We start from the raw sequence: 16,984 nt of genomic DNA, 5'->3' as shown, positions 1-16,984 counted from the left end.
CCGGGCCGGGCCGCTGTCCGGGCCGGGCCGCCCTGCGGTCGGAGCGGCCCTGCCCGACCGGGCCACCCTTCCGGCCCGAGCGGTGCCACGGGGCCGAGCCACACGTCCGTCCGGCGGTCCGTCCGGCGGTCCGTGCGAGCCGTACGTCCGGCCCCGCTCAGCCCGCCGCCCCCTCCCCCACGCGTCGCCGGTACGCGTCGACGACCCGGTCCAGCGAGTCGTCGAGGTAGACGGTGAGCAGCTTCTCCGCCTCGGCGCGGTCGCCGTCCTGGAGGGCGCGCAGGATCTGCCGGTTGCGCGTGAGGTAGGGCTCGTGGAGTCGCCGGGGGTCGTCGACGACGTGGAAGGCGAGGCGGAGTTCGGCGAAGACGCTGCGCATGAGTTCGTCGGTGCGCGCGCTGCCCGCCAGGGCGACGAGTTCGCGGTGGAAGTGGATGTTGGCGGTGCCGAGCGCCTTCCAGTCGCCCTCCGCCACCGCCCGCAGGCCCTCCGCGACCGCGTCGGCGAGGGCGTCGAGCCCGTACGGCGGCTCGCCCAGGCCGCGGACGACCGCGCACTCGACCAGCGCGCGCGTGCGGTAGATGTCCGCGACGTCCTCCACCGTCAGGACGCGGACGAAGACGCCGCGGTTCAGCTCGTGGACGAGCAGGCGTTCGTGGGTGAGCAGCCGGAACGCCTCGCGCAGGGTGTTGCGGGAGACGCCGAGGGCACCGCCGATGCTGTCCTCCGACAGCCGCGTGCCGGGCGGGAAGTAGCCCTCCGCGATGCGGCTCCTGAGGATGTCCGACACCCGTTCCGCCGTGCTGGTGCGGCCCAGGAGGGCGCGGTCGTCGGCGAGTCCCGCCAGCTGATCCGTCATGCCGGAATTCAAGCGCAGTGAGGAGAACGAAACAACAGGGGTATTGAAGGATCGTTCAACGATCCTCTACCTTGCTGCTACCGGGCACGGCACGCCTCCCCGCCGAGCGCCCCGGACCACGTACGGCAAGGCACCGCACGGCACGGCTCCCCCACCGCACGGCTCAGTCCTCCGCACCCTCCGTCTCCCTAGCGAGGTGCCCATGAGCAAGCCCACGCCTCCCTCACCGCCCCCGTCTCCCTCGGCCGCCGGGACCGCGCACACCGCACCCCCCGCCCCGGTCGCCCCGGCCTCCTCCGTTCCCGCCCCGCACCCCGTCGACGACACCGGCGCCTTCGCCTGGCTCCGCGCGCTCGGTCCGCGCGGCCGACGCGCGTTCGCCGGGGCCTTCGGCGGCTACGCCCTCGACTCCTACGACTACTTCACGCTGCCGCTGAGCATGGTCGCGCTGGCCGCGTACTTCGGCCTGGACAGCGGCCAGACCGGCCTGTTCACCACCGTCACCCTGGTGGCCTCCGCGGTCGGCGGCGCCGGGGCGGGCGTCCTGGCGGACCGGATCGGCCGGGTCAGGGCGCTGATGATCACGGTGGTGACGTACGCCGTGTTCACCGTGGCGTGCGGCTTCGCGCCGAGCTACGAGACGCTGCTGGTCTTCCGCGCCCTCCAGGGCCTCGGCTTCGGCGGCGAGTGGGCCGTCGGCGCGATCCTGGTCGCCGAGTACGCGAGCGCCCGTCACCGGGGGCGGACCCTGGGCGTGATCCAGAGTTCCTGGGCGGTCGGCTGGGGACTCGCGGCGATCGTCTACACGGTGGTCTTCTCCGTGTTCGGCGACGACGTCGCCTGGCGGGTCATGTTCTGGACGGGCGCCCTGCCCGCCCTGCTCGTGGTGTGGATGCGGCGCCGGGTGCAGGACGCGCCCTCGGCGGTCGCCGCGCGCGAGCGCCACGCGGGGAAGGGCTCGTTCAGGGCGATCTTCCGCGGCCCCCTGCTGCGGACGACGCTCTTCGCGGGCCTGCTCTCGACGGGTGTCCAGGGCGGCTACTACACGCTGGCGACCTGGGTGCCGACGTATCTCAAGAGCGAGCGCGGCCTGTCGGTCGTCAACACCGGCGGCTATCTGACGTTCCTCATCTCGGGTGCCTTCCTCGGCTACCTGGCGGGCGGGGTCCTCACCGACCGGCTGGGCCGCCGCCGCAACATCTGGCTCTTCGCCGTGCTGTCGGCGGTGTGCATCCTGGCGTACGCGAACATCCCGAGCGGCGCGGACACCGTGCTCCTGGTGCTCGGCTTCCCGCTGGGCTTCTGCATGTCGGCGATCTTCAGCGGCTTCGGGTCGTTCCTGAGCGAGCTGTACCCGACGGCCGTGCGCGGCACCGGGCAGGGCTTCACGTACAACACCGGGCGCGCCGTCGGCGCCGTCTTCCCCACCACGGTGGGCTTCCTGGCCGACAGCTGGGGCGTGGGCGGGGCCCTGGTGTTCGGTGCGATCGGCTACGGCATCGCGGCCCTGGCGCTGCTGGGACTGCCGGAGACGCGCGGCAAGGAGCTGGAGTGAGCACGCGGACGCCCGCGGCCGTCGGGGCGGCGCTCAGGCCCGCGACGCGCCCCGCCGGGAAGGACGCTCCGGTGCCGGAACACCCGGCGCAGGACCGGCCGGTCGCTCTCGCCCACCCGCACGCGCGCGCGTGGAGTCCCGCCGCGGCCAGGGCCCGCTTCCGGGCCGGGCTCGCCGGGCCCACGGCCGGGGTCGCGGCGGGGCACACCCAGGCCAACCTGATCGCGGTGCCCGCGGACTGGGCGTACGAGATGCTGCTGTTCTGCCAGCGCAACCCGAAGCCCTGTCCGGTGCTCGACGTCACCGACGCCGGGTCCTGGTCGACCGTGCTGGCGGAGGGCGCCGATCTGCGGACCGACCTGCCGCGCTACCGCGTGTGGCGGCACGGCGAGCTGGTGGACGAACCGACCGACGCGCGCGCGTACTGGCGCGAGGACCTCGTGTCGTTCCTGATCGGGTGCAGCTTCACCTTCGAGTGGGCGCTGGCGGAGGCGGGCGTGCCGATCCGCCACGTCGAACAGGGCCGCAACGTGCCCATGTACGTGACGGACCGTCAGTGCCGTCCCGCGGGGCGGCTGCGCGGCCCGATGGTGGTGTCGATGCGGCCGGTGCCGCCGGAGCACCTGGCGGCGGCGATCCGGGAGAGCGGCCTGCTCCCGGCGGTGCACGGCTCCCCCGTACACTGCGGCGATCCGTCGGGGCTCGGCGTCGCCGACCTGGGCCGTCCCGACTTCGGGGAGCCGGTGGACGCCGCGCCGGACGACATCCCGGTGTTCTGGGCGTGCGGGGTGACGCCGCAGGCCGTGGTGACGGCGTCCCGGCCGCCGTTCGCCCTCACCCACGCCCCCGGGCAGATGTTCCTCACCGACGCGCGCGACGAGCAGTTCCGCGTCGCCTGACCAGGAGACAGGATGATCGATCTCAACGCCGACCTCGGCGAGGGCTTCGGCCGCTGGCGGCTCACCGACGACGAGGGGCTGCTGTCCGTCGTCACCAGCGCCAACGTGGCCTGCGGCTTCCACGCCGGGGACCCGGCCACCATGCGGCGCGTGTGCGAGCTGGCGGTGGCGCGCGGGGTGACGGTCGGCGCCCAGGTCTCCTACCGGGACCTCGCCGGGTTCGGGCGGCGCGCGATGGACGTGCCGCCCGCCGAACTCGCCGCCGAGGTGGCCTACCAGATCGGCGCCCTGGACGTCTTCGCCCGCGCGGCGGGCGCGCGCGTGGCGTACGTGAAGCCGCACGGCGCGCTCTACAATCGGGCCGTCCACGACGCCGGGCAGGCCGCGGCGGTGGTCGACGGCGTGCTCCTGGCGGGCGGCGGACTCCCGGTGCTGGGGCTGCCCGGCTCGCGCCTGCTGGAGCGGGCCGCGGCGGCGGGGCTGCCGGTCGTCCCGGAGGCGTTCGCGGACCGCGCGTACACCGACGAGGGCACGCTCGTGCCGCGCGGGCAGGACGGGGCCGTGATCAGCGACCCGGACGCCGTCGTGGCGCGCTCGGTCGGCCTCGCCCGTGACGGGGAGGTCACCTCGCGCGCGGGCGCCCGCGTGGCGGTCCGCGCGCGCTCGCTCTGCCTGCACGGCGACACGCCCGGCGCGGTCGAGCTGGCCCGCCGGGTGCGGCGCGCCCTGGACGAGTCGGGCGTACCGGTGGGGGCGTTCGCGTGAGGGCTCTTCCCGTCGGCACGGACGCCCTGCTCGTGGAGGTGGCCTCCGGGGCGGAGGTGCAGGCGCTCCACGCGGAGCTGCTGCGCCGCCGCGCGGACGGCTCGCTGACCGTCCGGGAGATCGTCCCGGCGGCCCGTACGGTGCTCCTGGACGGCCTGCGCGACCCGGCCCGCTGGGCCGCCGAGCTGTCCGCGGCCGACGTACCGCCCGCTCCCCCGCCCACCGGTGACGTGGTCGAGCTGCCGGTGCGCTACGACGGCCCCGACCTGGCCGCGGTCGCCGCGCACTGGGGCGTCCCGGAGCGGGAGGTGGCCCGCGTCCACGCCGGTACCGAGTTCCGGGTCGCGTTCTGCGGTTTCGCACCCGGCTTCGCCTATCTGACCGGCCTTCCGGCGCGCTACGACGTGCCCAGGCGGGCCACTCCGCGCACCGCCGTCCCGGCCGGGTCGGTCGCGTTGGCGGGCCCGTACACGGGGGTGTACCCGCGCGCGTCGCCGGGCGGCTGGCAACTGATCGGGACGACGCCCGCCGTGCTGTGGGACCCCACGCGCGCGCGGGCGGCCCTGCTGACGCCCGGCACGCGCGTGCGCTTCGTCCCGGCGGAACCGGGAGCAACGAAAGCACCGGGAGCACCGGGAGAACCGGAAGAATCAGAGGGTGCGACATGACCGGCCCGGCCCCCGTGAACCGTCCCGCCCCGAGCGCCTCGTGACCGACCGCGCCCTCGTCGTGGTCCGCGCCGGGGCCCTCACCACCGTCCAGGACCTCGGCCGCCCGGGCCACGCGCACCTCGGTGTGCCGCGCTCCGGCGCTCTGGACGGACCGGCGGCGGCCCTCGCCAACCGGCTGGTCGGCAACCCGCCCGAGGCGGCCGTCCTGGAGACGACGCTCACCGGGTGCGCCGTACGCGCGCGCTCGACGGTGACGGTGGCCGTCACGGGCGCGCCCGGCCCGGTGACCGTCGACGGCCGACCGGCCGCGTGGGCGGCGCCCGTACGGGTGCCCGCCGGGGCCGTGCTGGACGTCGGCCCCGCCGTGTCCGGAGTACGCGCCTACGTCGCCGTCGCGGGCGGGGTCGCCGTCGAACCGGTCCTCGGCAGCCGCTCGACGGACCTGCTCTCCGGCCTCGGCCCGGCCCTCCTCACGGACGGCACCGTCCTCCCTCTGGGGGCCGCCCGCACCCCGTCCACGCGCGCGACCACCGCGTTGCACGCGCGCGTGCCGCACACGCCGCCCGGCGTCCTCGCGCGCGTCGACGTCGCCCCGCAGCCCGCGCCCCCGGCCGAACTCCTCCTGCGCGTGACGCTCGGCCCGCGCGAGGACTGGTTCACCCCGGCGGCGGTACGGGCGTTCACCACGCGCGCGTACCGCGTGTCCCCGGCGAGCAACCGGATCGGCCTGCGCACCGAGGGGCCCGCCCTGGAGCGGGCCGCGGCGGGCGAACTGCCGAGCGAGGGCATGGTCCTCGGGGCGGTCCAGGTCCCGCCCGACGGCCGCCCGGTGGTCTTCCTGGCCGACCACCCGACCACCGGCGGCTACCCGGTGATCGCGGTCGTCCACCCGGCCGACCTCCCGGCCGCAGCGCAGGCGGTCCCGGGCACCCCGGTCCGCTTCCTGGCGGTACGGCGCCGCTGACGCCCCGCGCGCGTGGCCTTCTACGCCGCGTCGGGCCGCCGTTCGGCCACCCGTTCGGCCACCGACAGCGCGGCCAGCGCCGCCGAGACCGCCGCCGTGGCGCGCAGGTCCAGGCGGGCGCTGGTGCCGCGCGCGCGGTGACGCAGTTCGTCCGCCGCCAGGGCCAGCAGCTGCGGAAGCAGGTCGGTGCAGCGGCGGGCCACCCAGCCGGTCCCCGCGGTGGCCAGCCACCACAGGCCCGCCGAGATCGAGGGCATGGGTGACTCCGGGTCGGGCGAGGGCGCGGGCCCGGTCGCCCGGCCCGCCCCGGCCAGCAGGGCGTGGAAGCGGACGGCGAGTTGCCGGTGGCCCGCCTCCCCCGGATGGAGCCGGTCCACGCTCCACATGGCGCGGTCCGCCAGCCAGGCGCCCTCGGCGGCGTGCAGGTGGACGGCGCCGTAGCGGTCCGAGAGCGCGTGGACGACGGCGTTCACCGCGCGCTGGCGGCGGGCCAGCGGGCGGGCCAGGACGCCGGGCAGGCCGAGCATCGCGCCGGGGTCGGGCAGACAGGCGGTGAGCAGGGTGGCGCCCTGGCGCGTCAGCTCGCCGTACACGGTGTCGAGGCGGGCGGCGACCGCGTGCACGTCGAAGGTGCAGCGGAGCGTGTCGTTGACGCCGACCACGACGGACGCCAGGTCGGGGCGGAGCGCGAGGGCGGCCGGGAGCTGCGCCTCGCGCACGTCCCGCGTCTGCGCGCCGCTGACGGCGAGGTTGGTGAACTCGACGGCCCGCGTGGGGCCCACGGCACGCACGGCCCGTACGGACGCGGGCGACGCCTCGGCCACCTCCGGCGCCCCGGACGTGCCCGCACCGCCGGGCGTCCCCGCCGCCGGGGCGAGGCCGGGGGCGAGCAGCGCGGCCCAGCCGCGCCACCCGTCGCCGACGGGGTCACCGACGCCCTCGGTGAGCGAGTCACCGAGCGCCACGAATCTGACGGGTCTCATCCGAGCCCTCCGGCGACGACGGGGCGCGCACCGTCCACCCCGGTCCCGGCACCGGCACCGGCACCGGAAGCGGCGGACGGCGGCCCCGCCGCAACGGGCACCACAGACGCCCCCGCGCCCGCGCCTGCCTCCGCCCCCGTCAGCACCGTCGCCTCGTGTGCCGCCAGGAACGCCCGGACCGCCGTGTCCCAGCCGAAGCACTCGGCACGCGCGCGGGCCGCAGCCCGGCGTTCGGCCGGGGGCCGCTCCAGGAGGTGCCGTACGGCGTCCGCGAAGGCGTCCCCGGTGTCGGCGGCGGTCGCCCCGGCGGAGCCGATCACCTCGGGCAGGGCCGAGGAGGCGGACGCGACGACGGGCGTGCCGCAGGCCATCGCCTCCAGCGCGGCGAGCCCGAAGGTCTCGGCGGGCCCGGGGGCCAGGCAGATGTCGGCGGAGGCCTGGAGCGCGCCCAGCTCGCCCCGGTCACGGACGTGCCCGAGGAAGGTGACCGGGAGGTCCCGCTCACGCGCGCGCTGGACGAGGCGCGCGCGCAGCGGCCCGTCCCCGGCGACGACGAGCACCGCGCGCGTGCCCCGCCGCAGCAGGTACTCCAGGGCGTCCAGCGCCGTGCCGGGCCGCTTCTCCACGGAGAGCCGGGTGCAGGTGACGAGGAGGGTCTCGCCCGCCGGGGCGTACCGCGCGCGCAGGGCCGGGTCGGCGAGGGACGGGTGGCGTTGGACCAGGTCGACGCCGAGGGGGGCGCGGACGACGTTGCGGGCGCCGATGCGGACGAACTCCCGCTCGGCGAACTCCGTGGTGCACACGACGCGCGCGTAGGCGTGCGCCGTACGGATGTTGAGCGTGTCGGCGGCGCGGCGGGCGGCGTTCTCCGGCAGGCCCCAGGTGCGCAGGACGCCGTCGGCGGTCTCGTGGGAGACCATCACGGCGGGCACGCGCGCGCGGCGCGCCCAGCGGCCGGTCCAGCGCAGGGTGGTGCGGTCGGAGACCTCCAGACGGTCCGGGGCGAGGTCCTCCAGGAGGGCGGTGAGGCGGCGCCGGTCGGTGAGGACGCGGTAGCCGCCGGTGCCGGGCAGCAGCGGGCCGGGCAGGGTGATCACGCGGCCCTGTTCGGTGTCCCGGTCGCTCGCCCGGTCGCCCGGCACGATGAGCACCGGGTCGTGCCCGGCGTCCTTGAAGCCCTTGCCCAGCTCGCGCAGGGCGGTGCGCAGGCCGCCCGAGGCGGGGGCGACGAAGTTGGCGAGGCGGACGATCCGCAGCGGTGCGGCGCTCATGCGGCCACCGCCGGGCGGCGGGCGCCGAGGACGTCGGCGTAGTGGCCGATGAGCTGGTCGCCGACGGCGACCCAGGTGCGGCCCTCGACCATGGCGCGGCCCGCCTGCCCGTAGGCGCGGCGCCGGGCCGGGTCCCCGGCGAGGGAGGCGACGGCGTCGCGGACGGCGTCGGCGTCGCGCGGCGGGACGAGGAGGCCGGTCCGGCCGTGCGCGACGAGGTCGAGGGGGCCGCCCGCGGCGGGCGCGACGACGGGGACGCCGCTGGCCATGGCCTCCTGGACGGTCTGGCAGAACGTCTCGAAGGGGCCGGTGTGGGCGAAGACGTCCAGGGAGGCGAAGAGGCGGGCGAGGTCGTCGCCGGTGCGCCGGCCGAGGAGGACGGCGCCGGGCAGGGCCTCGGCGAGACCCGGTGCGCTGGGTCCGTCGCCCACGACGACGACCTTGACGCCGGGCAGGGCGCAGGCCCCGGCGAGGAGTTCGACCTGCTTCTCGGGGGCGAGGCGGCCGACGTAGCCGACGAGGACCTCGCCGTTCGGGGCGAGGGCGCGGCGCAGGGTGTCGTCGCGCAGGTCCGGCCGGAAACGGACGGTGTCGACGCCGCGGGGCCACAGTTTCACGCGGGGTATCCCGTGGGCCGCCAGGTCGTGCAGGGCGGGGGTGGAGGGGGCGAGGGTGAGGTCGGCGGCGGCGTGCACGGAGCGGATGCGGCGCCAGGCGGCGGCCTCGCCCGCGTGGACGTACGTACGGGCGTACCCGGCGAGGTCGGTCTGGTAGACGGCGACGGCGGGGACGCCGAGGCGGGCGGCGGCGGTCATGCCGCGGACGCCGAGGACGAAGGGGCTGGCGAGATGTACCAGGTCGGCGCGGTGGTCGGTGATGGCGGCGGCGACGCGTCGGCTGGGGAGGGCGACGCGGACCTGGGGGTAGCCGGGGAGGGGGAGGGAGGGGACGCGGACGACGGGGCAGGGCGCCTCGGTGTCCGGCGCGGTACCGGCGGCGGTGGCCGGCGCGACGACGAGCGGGAGGTGACCGCGGTCCACGAGGTGGCGGGCGGTCTGGAGGGCGCAGTGGGCCACGCCGTTCACGTCGGGGGGAAAGGATTCGGTCACGATGACGACACGCATACCGGTGTTGTCGCCGTGCTGAACGTGGACGCGTCAACGTGGATCTTTCCGGCCGCCGAACGTCCCATGAGCGTTGCGCTGCGCGCCCGCGCGGGTCGGGCGGTGTCCATGCCGGGCCGCCCCGCGGGTCACCCCCTGTTCACCCGGCGAGCGGCGGTGGGCGCCGCGGGCGGTGTCACAGGGGGGCGGGGCGCGAGAGGCGGGGCGGGCGCGTCACGGGCCGGGGGCGGCGGGGTGACGGCGGCGGGGTGGCGGGCGGGCTACATGGCCGTGGCGGCGTCCGGCCCGATGCGGCTGCGGACGGCGGTCTGGACCTCGGCCTCCTCGGCCGGATCGGCGGCGAGGCGGCGGAGGCGTTCGACGACGCGGGCGTCGCCGGTCTCGGCGTGCCGGGCGGCGATCTCGCGGGTGCCCTCCTCGCAGTCCCAGAGGCATTCGACGGCGAAGCCGGTGGCGAAGGAGGGGTCGGTGGCGGCGAGGGCGCGGGCGCAGCGGCCGCGCAGATGAGACGAGGCGGTCTCGCGGTAGATGTGCCGCAGGACGGGTGCGGCGCAGACGATGCCGAGGCGGCCGGCGCCGTCGACGAGGGTCCACAGGGTGGGCGCGTCGCAGCCTTCGCCGCGTACGGCCTCGCGGAGGGCGCCGAGGACGAGGGCGCTGTCGCGGGTGGTGCCGCGGCAGGCGAGCATCCGTCCGGCGGCGGCGCCGAGGGCGTCGGGGCGGTGGGCCCAGCCGCGGGCGCGGTCGACGGCGGTGGTGCTGCCCATGCGTTCGAAGGCGTCCACGGCGGCTTCGACGACCGGGGCGGTGCCGGTGGCCACGGCGCGTTCGATCAGGTCGGGCGCCGCGGGGTCGTCGTGGTCGGCGAGGTAGCGCAGGGCGGTGCACCGGGCTCCCTCGGTGCCGTCCTCGGCGGCGCGCACGATCTCGGGGCGGTCCTCGGGCCCGGCCACGGCGGTGAGGCAGCGGGCGGCGGGGACGTGGAGGGCGGCGCCGCGTTCGAGGCCCTGCTGGGCCCATTCGAAGACGGCGGCCACGCTCCAGCCGGGGCGTGGCCCGGGGGGGTTCATCTGGCGTTGCCAGCGGTCGAAGCAGCCGGACTCCTGGGCGGCCCGCACGCGCGCGGAGACGTACTCGCGGGGGTCCTCGGCCCACAGCCGCCAGGGGCGTGGTTCGAAGGAGTCGCGGACGACGGCGGCGAGTTCGGCCTCGCCCTCGGCGTCGGTGGCGAACCGGGCGAGCACGGGGGCGGCGAGGGCACGCAGGCCCGCGTCGTCGTCGCGGAGCGCGAGTTCGTCGAGCGCCCAGGCCCAGTTCGTGCCGGAGGCCGCGTAGCGGCGCAGCAGGTCGAGGGCGTCACGCCTGCCGTAGGAGGCGAGGTGGCCGAGGACGGCCAGGGCGAGGCCCGTGCGGGACTCCTCGGTGTCGAAGGCGTCCTCGACGTCGAAGAGGTGCGCCTCGATCTCCTCCAGACCGCCGTGCAGGTCGAGGAAGAGGCGCGCGTAGTACAGGGAGCGGTTCTCCACCTGCCAGTCGTGGCGGGGATCGCGCAGGACACAGTGGTTCAGTGCCGCGATCGCCTCGCGGCGGGGTGCGGTGAGCGCGTGCAGTGTGCCGTCGCCGCGGCCCCGCTGGAGCAGGCCGAGCAGCGTGCCGCTGGGCGCTATGACCGGATCGAACATGGGAAACAGCCTCACATCAAGCGTCGACGCAACCGGGGGACACGCACTGTCAGGCCGCGTGCCGACACGTCGGGGCGTTTGCCGTCTGTTGCTTGCTGTAGACCATCTTCCTCTGCCTCTCGTCGGTGGCCCATGCGGACCGCGTCACGGTCCGCGCGGTGCGGCAACACCTGCCCAGCCATCGCGTCCGTGAATCACGTCGCCATGATGACTCGGCAGCTCAGCCCGCCGCGACCGATATATCCGGCGGCCCCCGCGTCGCGTGCGGCTCGCCCTCCCCCGTGGTCGTCGTCGCGGGGTGACCGGCTGGAACCGGAGACCCCGTGTGTCCCGTCAGGTCGCGCCGAACAGCTCCAGGAGGTCCGCCTTGGCGAACATCCGTGCGGTGTCGACGGCGGACGGCGTGCCCGCCGCCGGGTCGGCCCCGGCCGCGAGGAGGACCTCGATGACCTCGGTCTCGCCCTTGAAGACCGCCCCGGCGAGCGGGGTCTGGCCCCGGTCGTTGACGCGGTCGGCGGCGGCGCCGCGCGCCAGGAGGGCCCGCACCGCCTCGGCGTGGCCGTGGTAGGCGGCGAGCATCACGAGGGAGTCGCCGCGGTCGTTGGTGAGATCGGCCGGAACGCCCGCGTCCACGTACGCCACAAGGTCCTCGGTCCGGCCCCTGCGGGCCAGGTCGAAGATCCTGGTCGCCAGCTCCACGACCTCGGGGTCGGGGGCTTCAGTCATCGGCCGGTCCGCCTCTCCTTGCAACCGTTCAGGTGAATCGCCAGCGTACTGGCTCGACGCGGGCGGGGCCGGAATCGGCGGGTCCGGTGGACGCGGGGCCGCCCCCCCCCGACGCCGCGGGGCGACCCGTTCGCCGCAATCACCCCGTCCCACGCCGTTCCGTCACCCCTCGGAACCTCCACCACGCGGGTGAAATCCACCGAATTTCACTCACTTGCACCTTTTATCGTATGGATACATCCTGTGAGCCTGGAAGTACTCATGGTGACTGTCCCCACGAACCAGGAGAAACCGAAATGATCCTGTCCATCTCAGGCGTGGTCCTGCTCGGCATCATCGTCTTCCTCTTCTTCCGCAAGGACGGGCTCAAGGCGTCCCACGCCCTGATCTCCGCCCTCTTCGGCTTCTACCTGGCGAGCACGGCCATCGCCCCGAGCATCAAGGCGGGCGGGGAGAGCCTGGCCAGCCTGCTCGGCGGCATCAAGTTCTGAGGCCGCCCCACCCTCCGCCGTCCGTCCCTTCCGTACGCACCTCCAGGAGACAGCAGTGGCCCGCCGCCCCCTCCCCCGCATCCTGAGCAACGGCAGCGCGCAGCTCGCCCGGAGCCGGGAGCTGGCCCGGACGGCGGCGGACAGCGCCACCGACGTCCTGCACCCGCTGATCACGGTCTCCCGTGGTCTGCGCCGGCTGGCCGCGGCCGGCCGGAGCAGGTGGGCCGAGACCCCCAAGGACCGGCGCGGGCCGCTGCTGTTCCTGGCGGCCTCGGTGATCCTGGTCGTGGCGCTCGTCCCGTACGGTCCGCTGCTCGCCGTCGTCACCCTGATGGCGGCTGCGGCCTGGCAGGGCCGGGACCGCGCCCCAGCGGCCCCGGAAGGCCCCGACGAGTCGCAGATCCAGCGACTCCAGGCGCTGTACGAGGCCCTGGTGCCGTACTTCGCGACGGCGGAGGACCCTTCTCCCCTCTACGTCCACGGCGGAGAGTGGGAGAAGGCCTTCCCCTCCTACGAGTTCGACGCCTCCGGCCGCATCCACCAGCTGGAGGTCCGCTACCCCGCGTACTTCCCGGACGGCGAGCCACGCGCCCGCGCGCGCGTGGAGCACCTGCTCAGCAGCAAGGCCGGACGCGGCCGCGAATACCACTTCGCCTGGGACGAGGAGGGCAACGCCGTCACCGTCACGGTGCTCGTCCCGCTCCCCACCGACATCGCCGCCCAGCGATTCGTGACCGCCCCGGGCGAGACCGTGCTGGGCTTCACGGACCCCTCCCAGGTCCAGCGCACGCTCCCCCTCACCCACGGCGAGGAGCCGCGCGACGTCCCGCCGGTCGTCTGGCGCACCGGCGCCCGCTCCACGGAGCCCCACCTCCTGGCGGTCGGCCACCCCGGCAGCGGCACCTCCACCCTGTTGCGCTCGATCGCCCTCCAGACCCTCCCCCACGGCGACATCCTCGTCGTGGACGGCGGCGGCACCGGCGAGTACGCCTGCCTGACCGGCCGGGACGGCGTGCTGGGCGTGGAGGTCGGCCTGTCCGGGGCGGTGGCCGCGCTGGAGTGGGCGGCGCACGAGACCGAGCGGCGCCTCATCGCCATGAACCACGCCCGCCAGGCCGGTGACCCCGCACCGGCCGACACCCGCCGGCCCCTGTGGATCCTGCTCGACCGGCCGACCGCGTTCAGCCATCTCGCCGCCACCGACGGCCGCCCCGACCCGCAGGCCCTCCTCCAGGTCCCGCTGCGGCACGGCCGCGCCGCCCAGGTGACGGTCGTGGTGGCCGAGCAGTTCGACAGCCTGGACGCGCTGACCGACCCGGTCCGGCAGCACACGCGCGCGCGGGTCGTCCTCGGCGCCGCCCCGCTGGACCTGCTGGAGTCGGTGCTCGGCAGCCGCCCGCACACCACCCCGGTCGACCACGTGCCGCCGGGCCGCGGCTACGCCCGGCTCGGCACCGGCCCCGTGCACCGGCTCCAGGTCCCGGCCACCCCGGACCCGTACGACGACGCCACCAGCGAGGCGCACCGGCAGGCGGTGCTGGAGCTGCTGCCGCCGCGCTCGACCCCGGCCGACGGGGAGCACCTGCCGGTCCCGGCCGAGGCGGCGGCGGCCGAGGCACGGTCCGGCGGCGGCACGGCGGTCACGCTGACCAAGGCCGTGCCGCAGGCCCAGTCGGCACCCGCGGACGCCCTTCCCCCGGCCGAGGTCCCGTCGGACGCCGTCCCCGCGGACGCCGCACCGCGCACGGGCTGACCCCACGCGTTCCCCCGGCACGGGCGGGACGCAGACCCAGACGCGTACGGGCGGGCTGTGACCTCCGGGTCACCGCCCGCCCGTACGCGTACCTGGCGTGAGGCCGGTCAGGCGACGAACGTCCGCGGACCCTCGCCGCCGGCCGTGCCGCCGCTCTCCACGATCCGGGCCGCCGCGGCGAGCCGGGCCGCCGCCTCGTCGGCCACCGCGCCGCCCACCGTGAACGGCAGCCGGACGAACCCCTCGAAGGCACCGTCGACGCCGAACCGGGGCCCGGACGGCACCCGGACGCCGACCCGCTCCCCCGCCTCGGCGAGCCGGGACCCCGACAGCCCCCCGGCCCGCACCCACAGGGTCAGTCCGCCCCTCGGCACCGTGTACTCCCACGTCGGCAGCTCCCGGCGCAGGGCGGCGACCAGCGCGTCCCGGTTCTCGCGGGCCTGGGCGCGGCGCAGCTCCACGGCCTGCTCCCAGCCCCCGGTGCTGAACAGCCAGTTCACCGCGAGCTGCTCCAGGACCGGGGTGCCCAGGTCGGCGTAGGCGCGTGCGGCGACCAGGCTGCGGACCACGTCGGGGGCGGCCCGCACCCAGCCGATGCGCATCCCGGCCCAGAACGCCTTACTGGCCGAGCCGACGGTGATCACGGTGGACCCGGCGGGGTCGAACCCGCACACCGGCCGGGGCATGTCCACGCCCTCGTCGAGCCACAGCTCGCTCATCGTCTCGTCCGCGACGAGCACGGTGCCCGCCGAGCGGGCGGCCTCCACCAGCCGCCGCCGCTGGTCCTCGTCGGCGAGCGCGCCGGTGGGGTTGTGGAAGTCGGCGACGACGTAGGCGATCCGGGGCGCGGCCTCGCGCAGGACCTGCCGCCAGCGGTCCACGTCCCAGCCGCGCAGCCCGTCGGCCATGGCGACGGGGACGAGCCGGGCGCCCGCCTCCCGCATGAGCTGGAGGATGTTGGCGTAGGAGGGCGACTCGACGGCGATGCGTTCGCCGCGCCCGCCGAAGAGGTGGCAGATGGCGTCGATGGCGCCCATCGCGCCGGTGGTCACCATGATCTGCTCGGGCATGGTGGGGATGCCGCGCGCGGTGTACCGCTCGGCGATCATCGCGCGCAGGGCGGGCAGTCCGGCCGGGTAGTCGCCGTGCGTGTGCGCGTACGGCGGCAGTTCCTCCAGGGCGCCCTGCACGGCACGGGTCAGCCAGGGCTCGGGGGCGGGCAGGGCCGCGCAGCCCAGGTCGATCATCGAGCCGAGCGCCTCTGGGGGCAGGGGTTCCAGGCCGCGCGCGGGGACCGGGTTGCCCGCCGGGACGGCCGTCCAGCTCCCGGCGCCGCGCCGGGACTCCAGGAAGCCCTCGCCGCGCAGCGCCTCGTAGGCGGCGGCGACGGTGGTCCGGCTGACGGAGAGGGCGAGCGCGAGTTCGCGTTCGGCGGGCAGGCGGGCGGCGACCGGGACGCGTCCCTCCAGGACCAGCAGACGGACGCCGTCGGCGAGGGCGCGGTAGGCGGGCGGGCGGCGTGTGCCGGGGCCCGCGGGCCGGTCCTGCTGGGAGGTGAGGAGCCGGGCGAGCTGGGCGGCCCCCACCGCCGAGGTCCACTGCGCCATGAAGATCAGTCCACCTTCCCCGAATTGGCCATGGATGCCATGTGCCGACAAGCCACAGAGTGTCATGGGTCAGGCCACTGCCACCACCGGGGGACCCCTTGTCCGAGCCGCCGTCCGCACCACGACCCCACCCCACCACCTCTGCGGCGGCCCCCGCGCCGCGACCGTCCCGCCTCCCCCGCCGCCTCGTCCAGCTCTACGCCGGCCTCGCCCTGTACGGCGCCAGCTCCGCGCTGCTCGTCCGCTCGGGTCTCGGCCTGGAGCCGTGGAACGTGCTCCACCAGGGGCTCGCCGAACGGACCGGCCTGTCCATCGGGGTCGTCTCGATCGTCGTGGGCGCGGCGGTGCTGCTGCTGTGGATACCGCTGCGCCAGCGGCCCGGCCTCGGCACCGTCTCCAACGTGTTCGTCGTCGGCCTGGCGATGGACGGCACGCTCGCCCTGGTCCCGGACGCGTCCGGCCTGGCGGTGCGGGTGCCGCTCCTGATCGCGGGCATCGTCCTCAACGGCGCGGCGACCGGCCTGTACATCACGGCGGCCTTCGGCCCCGGCCCGCGCGACGGCCTGATGACGGGGCTGCACCGGCGCACGGGGCGTTCGATCCGGCTGATGCGGACGGCCGTGGAGGTCACCGTCGTGGTGACCGGCTTCCTCCTCGGCGGCACCGTCGGCGTCGGCACGGTGCTGTACGCGGTGTCGATCGGGCCGCTGGCGCAGCTCTTCCTGCGGGTGTTCGCCGTCGCCCCGGCACCGGACGGTGGCACCGTCGTTGCCACGGGGTCACCCCGGGGGGCGATACTGCGTCCGTGACCACCCTCATACGCCACCCCTACCTCGACCATCCGGGTCCGATCCCGTTCGCCCACCGGGGCGGCGCCGCCGACGGCCTGGAGAACACCGTGGCCCAGTTCCGGCGCGCGGTGGCGGCGGGCTACCGCTACATCGAGACCGATGTGCACGCCACCCGCGACGGCCGGCTCGTCGCCTTCCACGACGCGACGCTGGACCGGGTGACCGACGGCGCGGGCCGTATCGCCGACCTGCCGTGGGCGGACGTGGCGCGGGCGCGGGTGCGCGGCGAGGAGTCGGTGCCGCTCTTCGAGGAACTCCTGGAGACCTTCCCCGAGGTGCGCTGGAACGTCGACATCAAGGCCGAGCCCGCCCTGCACCCCCTGCTCGACCTGATCGGCCGCGCCGACGCCTGGGACCGGGTGTGCGTCGGTTCCTTCTCCGAGGCGCGCGTGGCGCGCGCGCAGCGGCTGGCCGGCCCGCGCCTGGCCACCTCCTACGGCGTACGCGGTGTCCTCGGCCTGCGGCTGCGCTCCTGGGGCGTGCCCGTGGCGGCGCGCCGGTCGGCGGTCGCCGCGCAGGTCCCGGAGAGCCAGTCCGGGGTCCCCGTCGTGGACCGCCGCTTCGTGCGGGCCGCCCACGCGCGCGGGCTCCAGGTGCATGTCTGGACGATCAACGAACCGGAGCGGATACACCGGCTCCTGGACCTCGGGGTGGATGGCATCATGACCGATCACATCGACACGTTGCGCGAGGTCATGGAGGAACGGGGCGTCTGGGTCTGACCCGGTCCCCCACCGGGCCGGGGGCCCGCGCGGCGGCATCTTCTTCGGCGGGGAAGTGAGG

Annotated in this window: 16 protein-coding genes; 9 read left to right on the top strand and 7 right to left on the bottom strand. The window is 76.1% G+C overall.

Features of this window, described 5'->3' with window-relative positions; all coding sequences use genetic code 11:
* Positions 1 to 157: 157 nt before the first annotated feature.
* A complete protein-coding gene (locus tag ACIQPQ_RS19035; RefSeq protein ID WP_401305183.1) occupies positions 158 to 859 on the bottom strand; it encodes a GntR family transcriptional regulator in 702 nt (233 codons plus the stop codon).
* 202 nt (positions 860 to 1,061) lie between these two features.
* Here ACIQPQ_RS19035 and ACIQPQ_RS19030 point away from each other — a divergent pair, with 202 nt between their 5' ends.
* The 5 genes from ACIQPQ_RS19030 (at position 1,062) to ACIQPQ_RS19010 (ending at position 5,713) form a co-directional block, all read left to right on the top strand.
* On the top strand, positions 1,062 to 2,414 hold the full coding sequence (locus ACIQPQ_RS19030; RefSeq protein ID WP_401305181.1) for an MFS transporter: 1,353 nt from the start codon (positions 1,062 to 1,064) through the stop codon (positions 2,412 to 2,414).
* A gap of 71 nt (positions 2,415 to 2,485) precedes the next feature.
* Positions 2,486 to 3,313: a putative hydro-lyase gene (locus ACIQPQ_RS19025; RefSeq protein WP_401305259.1), complete on the top strand. Its 828-nt coding sequence runs from the start codon at positions 2,486 to 2,488 to the stop codon at positions 3,311 to 3,313.
* A 12-nt stretch (positions 3,314 to 3,325) separates the two neighbouring features.
* On the top strand, positions 3,326 to 4,078 hold the full coding sequence (locus ACIQPQ_RS19020) for a LamB/YcsF family protein (protein WP_401305179.1): 753 nt from the start codon (positions 3,326 to 3,328) through the stop codon (positions 4,076 to 4,078).
* The gene (locus tag ACIQPQ_RS19015) at positions 4,075 to 4,746 is read left to right on the top strand and encodes an allophanate hydrolase subunit 1 (RefSeq protein ID WP_401305178.1); all 672 of its coding nucleotides are present in this window, start codon (positions 4,075 to 4,077) and stop codon (positions 4,744 to 4,746) included. The genes ACIQPQ_RS19020 and ACIQPQ_RS19015 overlap by 4 nt, the downstream gene beginning before the upstream one ends.
* A gap of 40 nt (positions 4,747 to 4,786) precedes the next feature.
* On the top strand, positions 4,787 to 5,713 hold the full coding sequence (locus ACIQPQ_RS19010; protein ID WP_401305257.1) for a biotin-dependent carboxyltransferase family protein: 927 nt from the start codon (positions 4,787 to 4,789) through the stop codon (positions 5,711 to 5,713).
* 20 nt (positions 5,714 to 5,733) lie between these two features.
* On the opposite strand, the gene ACIQPQ_RS19005 is transcribed toward ACIQPQ_RS19010, so the two are convergent.
* From ACIQPQ_RS19005 to ACIQPQ_RS18985, 5 genes are all read right to left on the bottom strand, one after another.
* Entirely contained in the window at positions 5,734 to 6,696 is a 963-nt protein-coding gene (locus tag ACIQPQ_RS19005; protein WP_401305176.1) for an SGNH/GDSL hydrolase family protein, read from the bottom strand.
* A complete protein-coding gene (locus tag ACIQPQ_RS19000; protein ID WP_401305174.1) occupies positions 6,693 to 7,967 on the bottom strand; it encodes a glycosyltransferase in 1,275 nt (424 codons plus the stop codon). Before ACIQPQ_RS19000 ends, ACIQPQ_RS19005 begins: the two co-directional genes overlap by 4 nt.
* Positions 7,964 to 9,091 (bottom strand): glycosyltransferase family 4 protein, encoded by a 1,128-nt coding sequence (locus ACIQPQ_RS18995; RefSeq protein WP_401305172.1) that lies wholly within the window; start codon positions 9,089 to 9,091, stop codon positions 7,964 to 7,966. The genes ACIQPQ_RS19000 and ACIQPQ_RS18995 overlap by 4 nt, the downstream gene beginning before the upstream one ends.
* A 260-nt stretch (positions 9,092 to 9,351) precedes the next feature.
* Positions 9,352 to 10,773, bottom strand: a complete 1,422-nt coding sequence (locus ACIQPQ_RS18990) for a HEAT repeat domain-containing protein (RefSeq protein ID WP_401305170.1) — start codon at positions 10,771 to 10,773, stop codon at positions 9,352 to 9,354.
* A 333-nt stretch (positions 10,774 to 11,106) separates the two neighbouring features.
* Complete coding sequence (locus ACIQPQ_RS18985; RefSeq protein WP_383781031.1) at positions 11,107 to 11,499, bottom strand: ankyrin repeat domain-containing protein; 393 nt, start codon at positions 11,497 to 11,499, stop codon at positions 11,107 to 11,109.
* A 296-nt stretch (positions 11,500 to 11,795) separates the two neighbouring features.
* Between ACIQPQ_RS18985 and ACIQPQ_RS18980 the strand changes: the two genes are divergently transcribed.
* Entirely contained in the window at positions 11,796 to 11,990 is a 195-nt protein-coding gene (locus ACIQPQ_RS18980; protein WP_383781034.1) for a hypothetical protein, read from the top strand.
* Between the two features lie 55 nt (positions 11,991 to 12,045).
* Complete coding sequence (locus tag ACIQPQ_RS18975) at positions 12,046 to 13,743, top strand: ABC transporter ATP-binding protein (protein WP_401305168.1); 1,698 nt, start codon at positions 12,046 to 12,048, stop codon at positions 13,741 to 13,743.
* Positions 13,744 to 13,850: 107 nt separating this feature from the next.
* On the opposite strand, the gene ACIQPQ_RS18970 is transcribed toward ACIQPQ_RS18975, so the two are convergent.
* Positions 13,851 to 15,350, bottom strand: coding sequence for a PLP-dependent aminotransferase family protein (locus ACIQPQ_RS18970; protein WP_401305166.1), 1,500 nt, complete (start codon positions 15,348 to 15,350; stop codon positions 13,851 to 13,853).
* 212 nt (positions 15,351 to 15,562) lie between these two features.
* On the opposite strand from ACIQPQ_RS18970, the gene ACIQPQ_RS18965 reads away from it, so the two are divergent.
* On the top strand, positions 15,563 to 16,159 hold the full coding sequence (locus tag ACIQPQ_RS18965) for a YitT family protein (RefSeq protein WP_401305256.1): 597 nt from the start codon (positions 15,563 to 15,565) through the stop codon (positions 16,157 to 16,159).
* Positions 16,156 to 16,923, top strand: coding sequence for a glycerophosphodiester phosphodiesterase (locus ACIQPQ_RS18960; protein WP_401305164.1), 768 nt, complete (start codon positions 16,156 to 16,158; stop codon positions 16,921 to 16,923). Before ACIQPQ_RS18965 ends, ACIQPQ_RS18960 begins: the two co-directional genes overlap by 4 nt.
* Positions 16,924 to 16,984 lie beyond the last annotated feature (61 nt).

This window comes from Streptomyces sp. NPDC091281, assembly GCF_044757425.1.
Taxonomy (GTDB): Bacteria; Actinomycetota; Actinomycetes; order Streptomycetales; family Streptomycetaceae; genus Streptomyces.
Note: the sequence above shows the minus strand (reverse complement) of the source record. Positions and strands in the feature narration are given on the sequence as shown.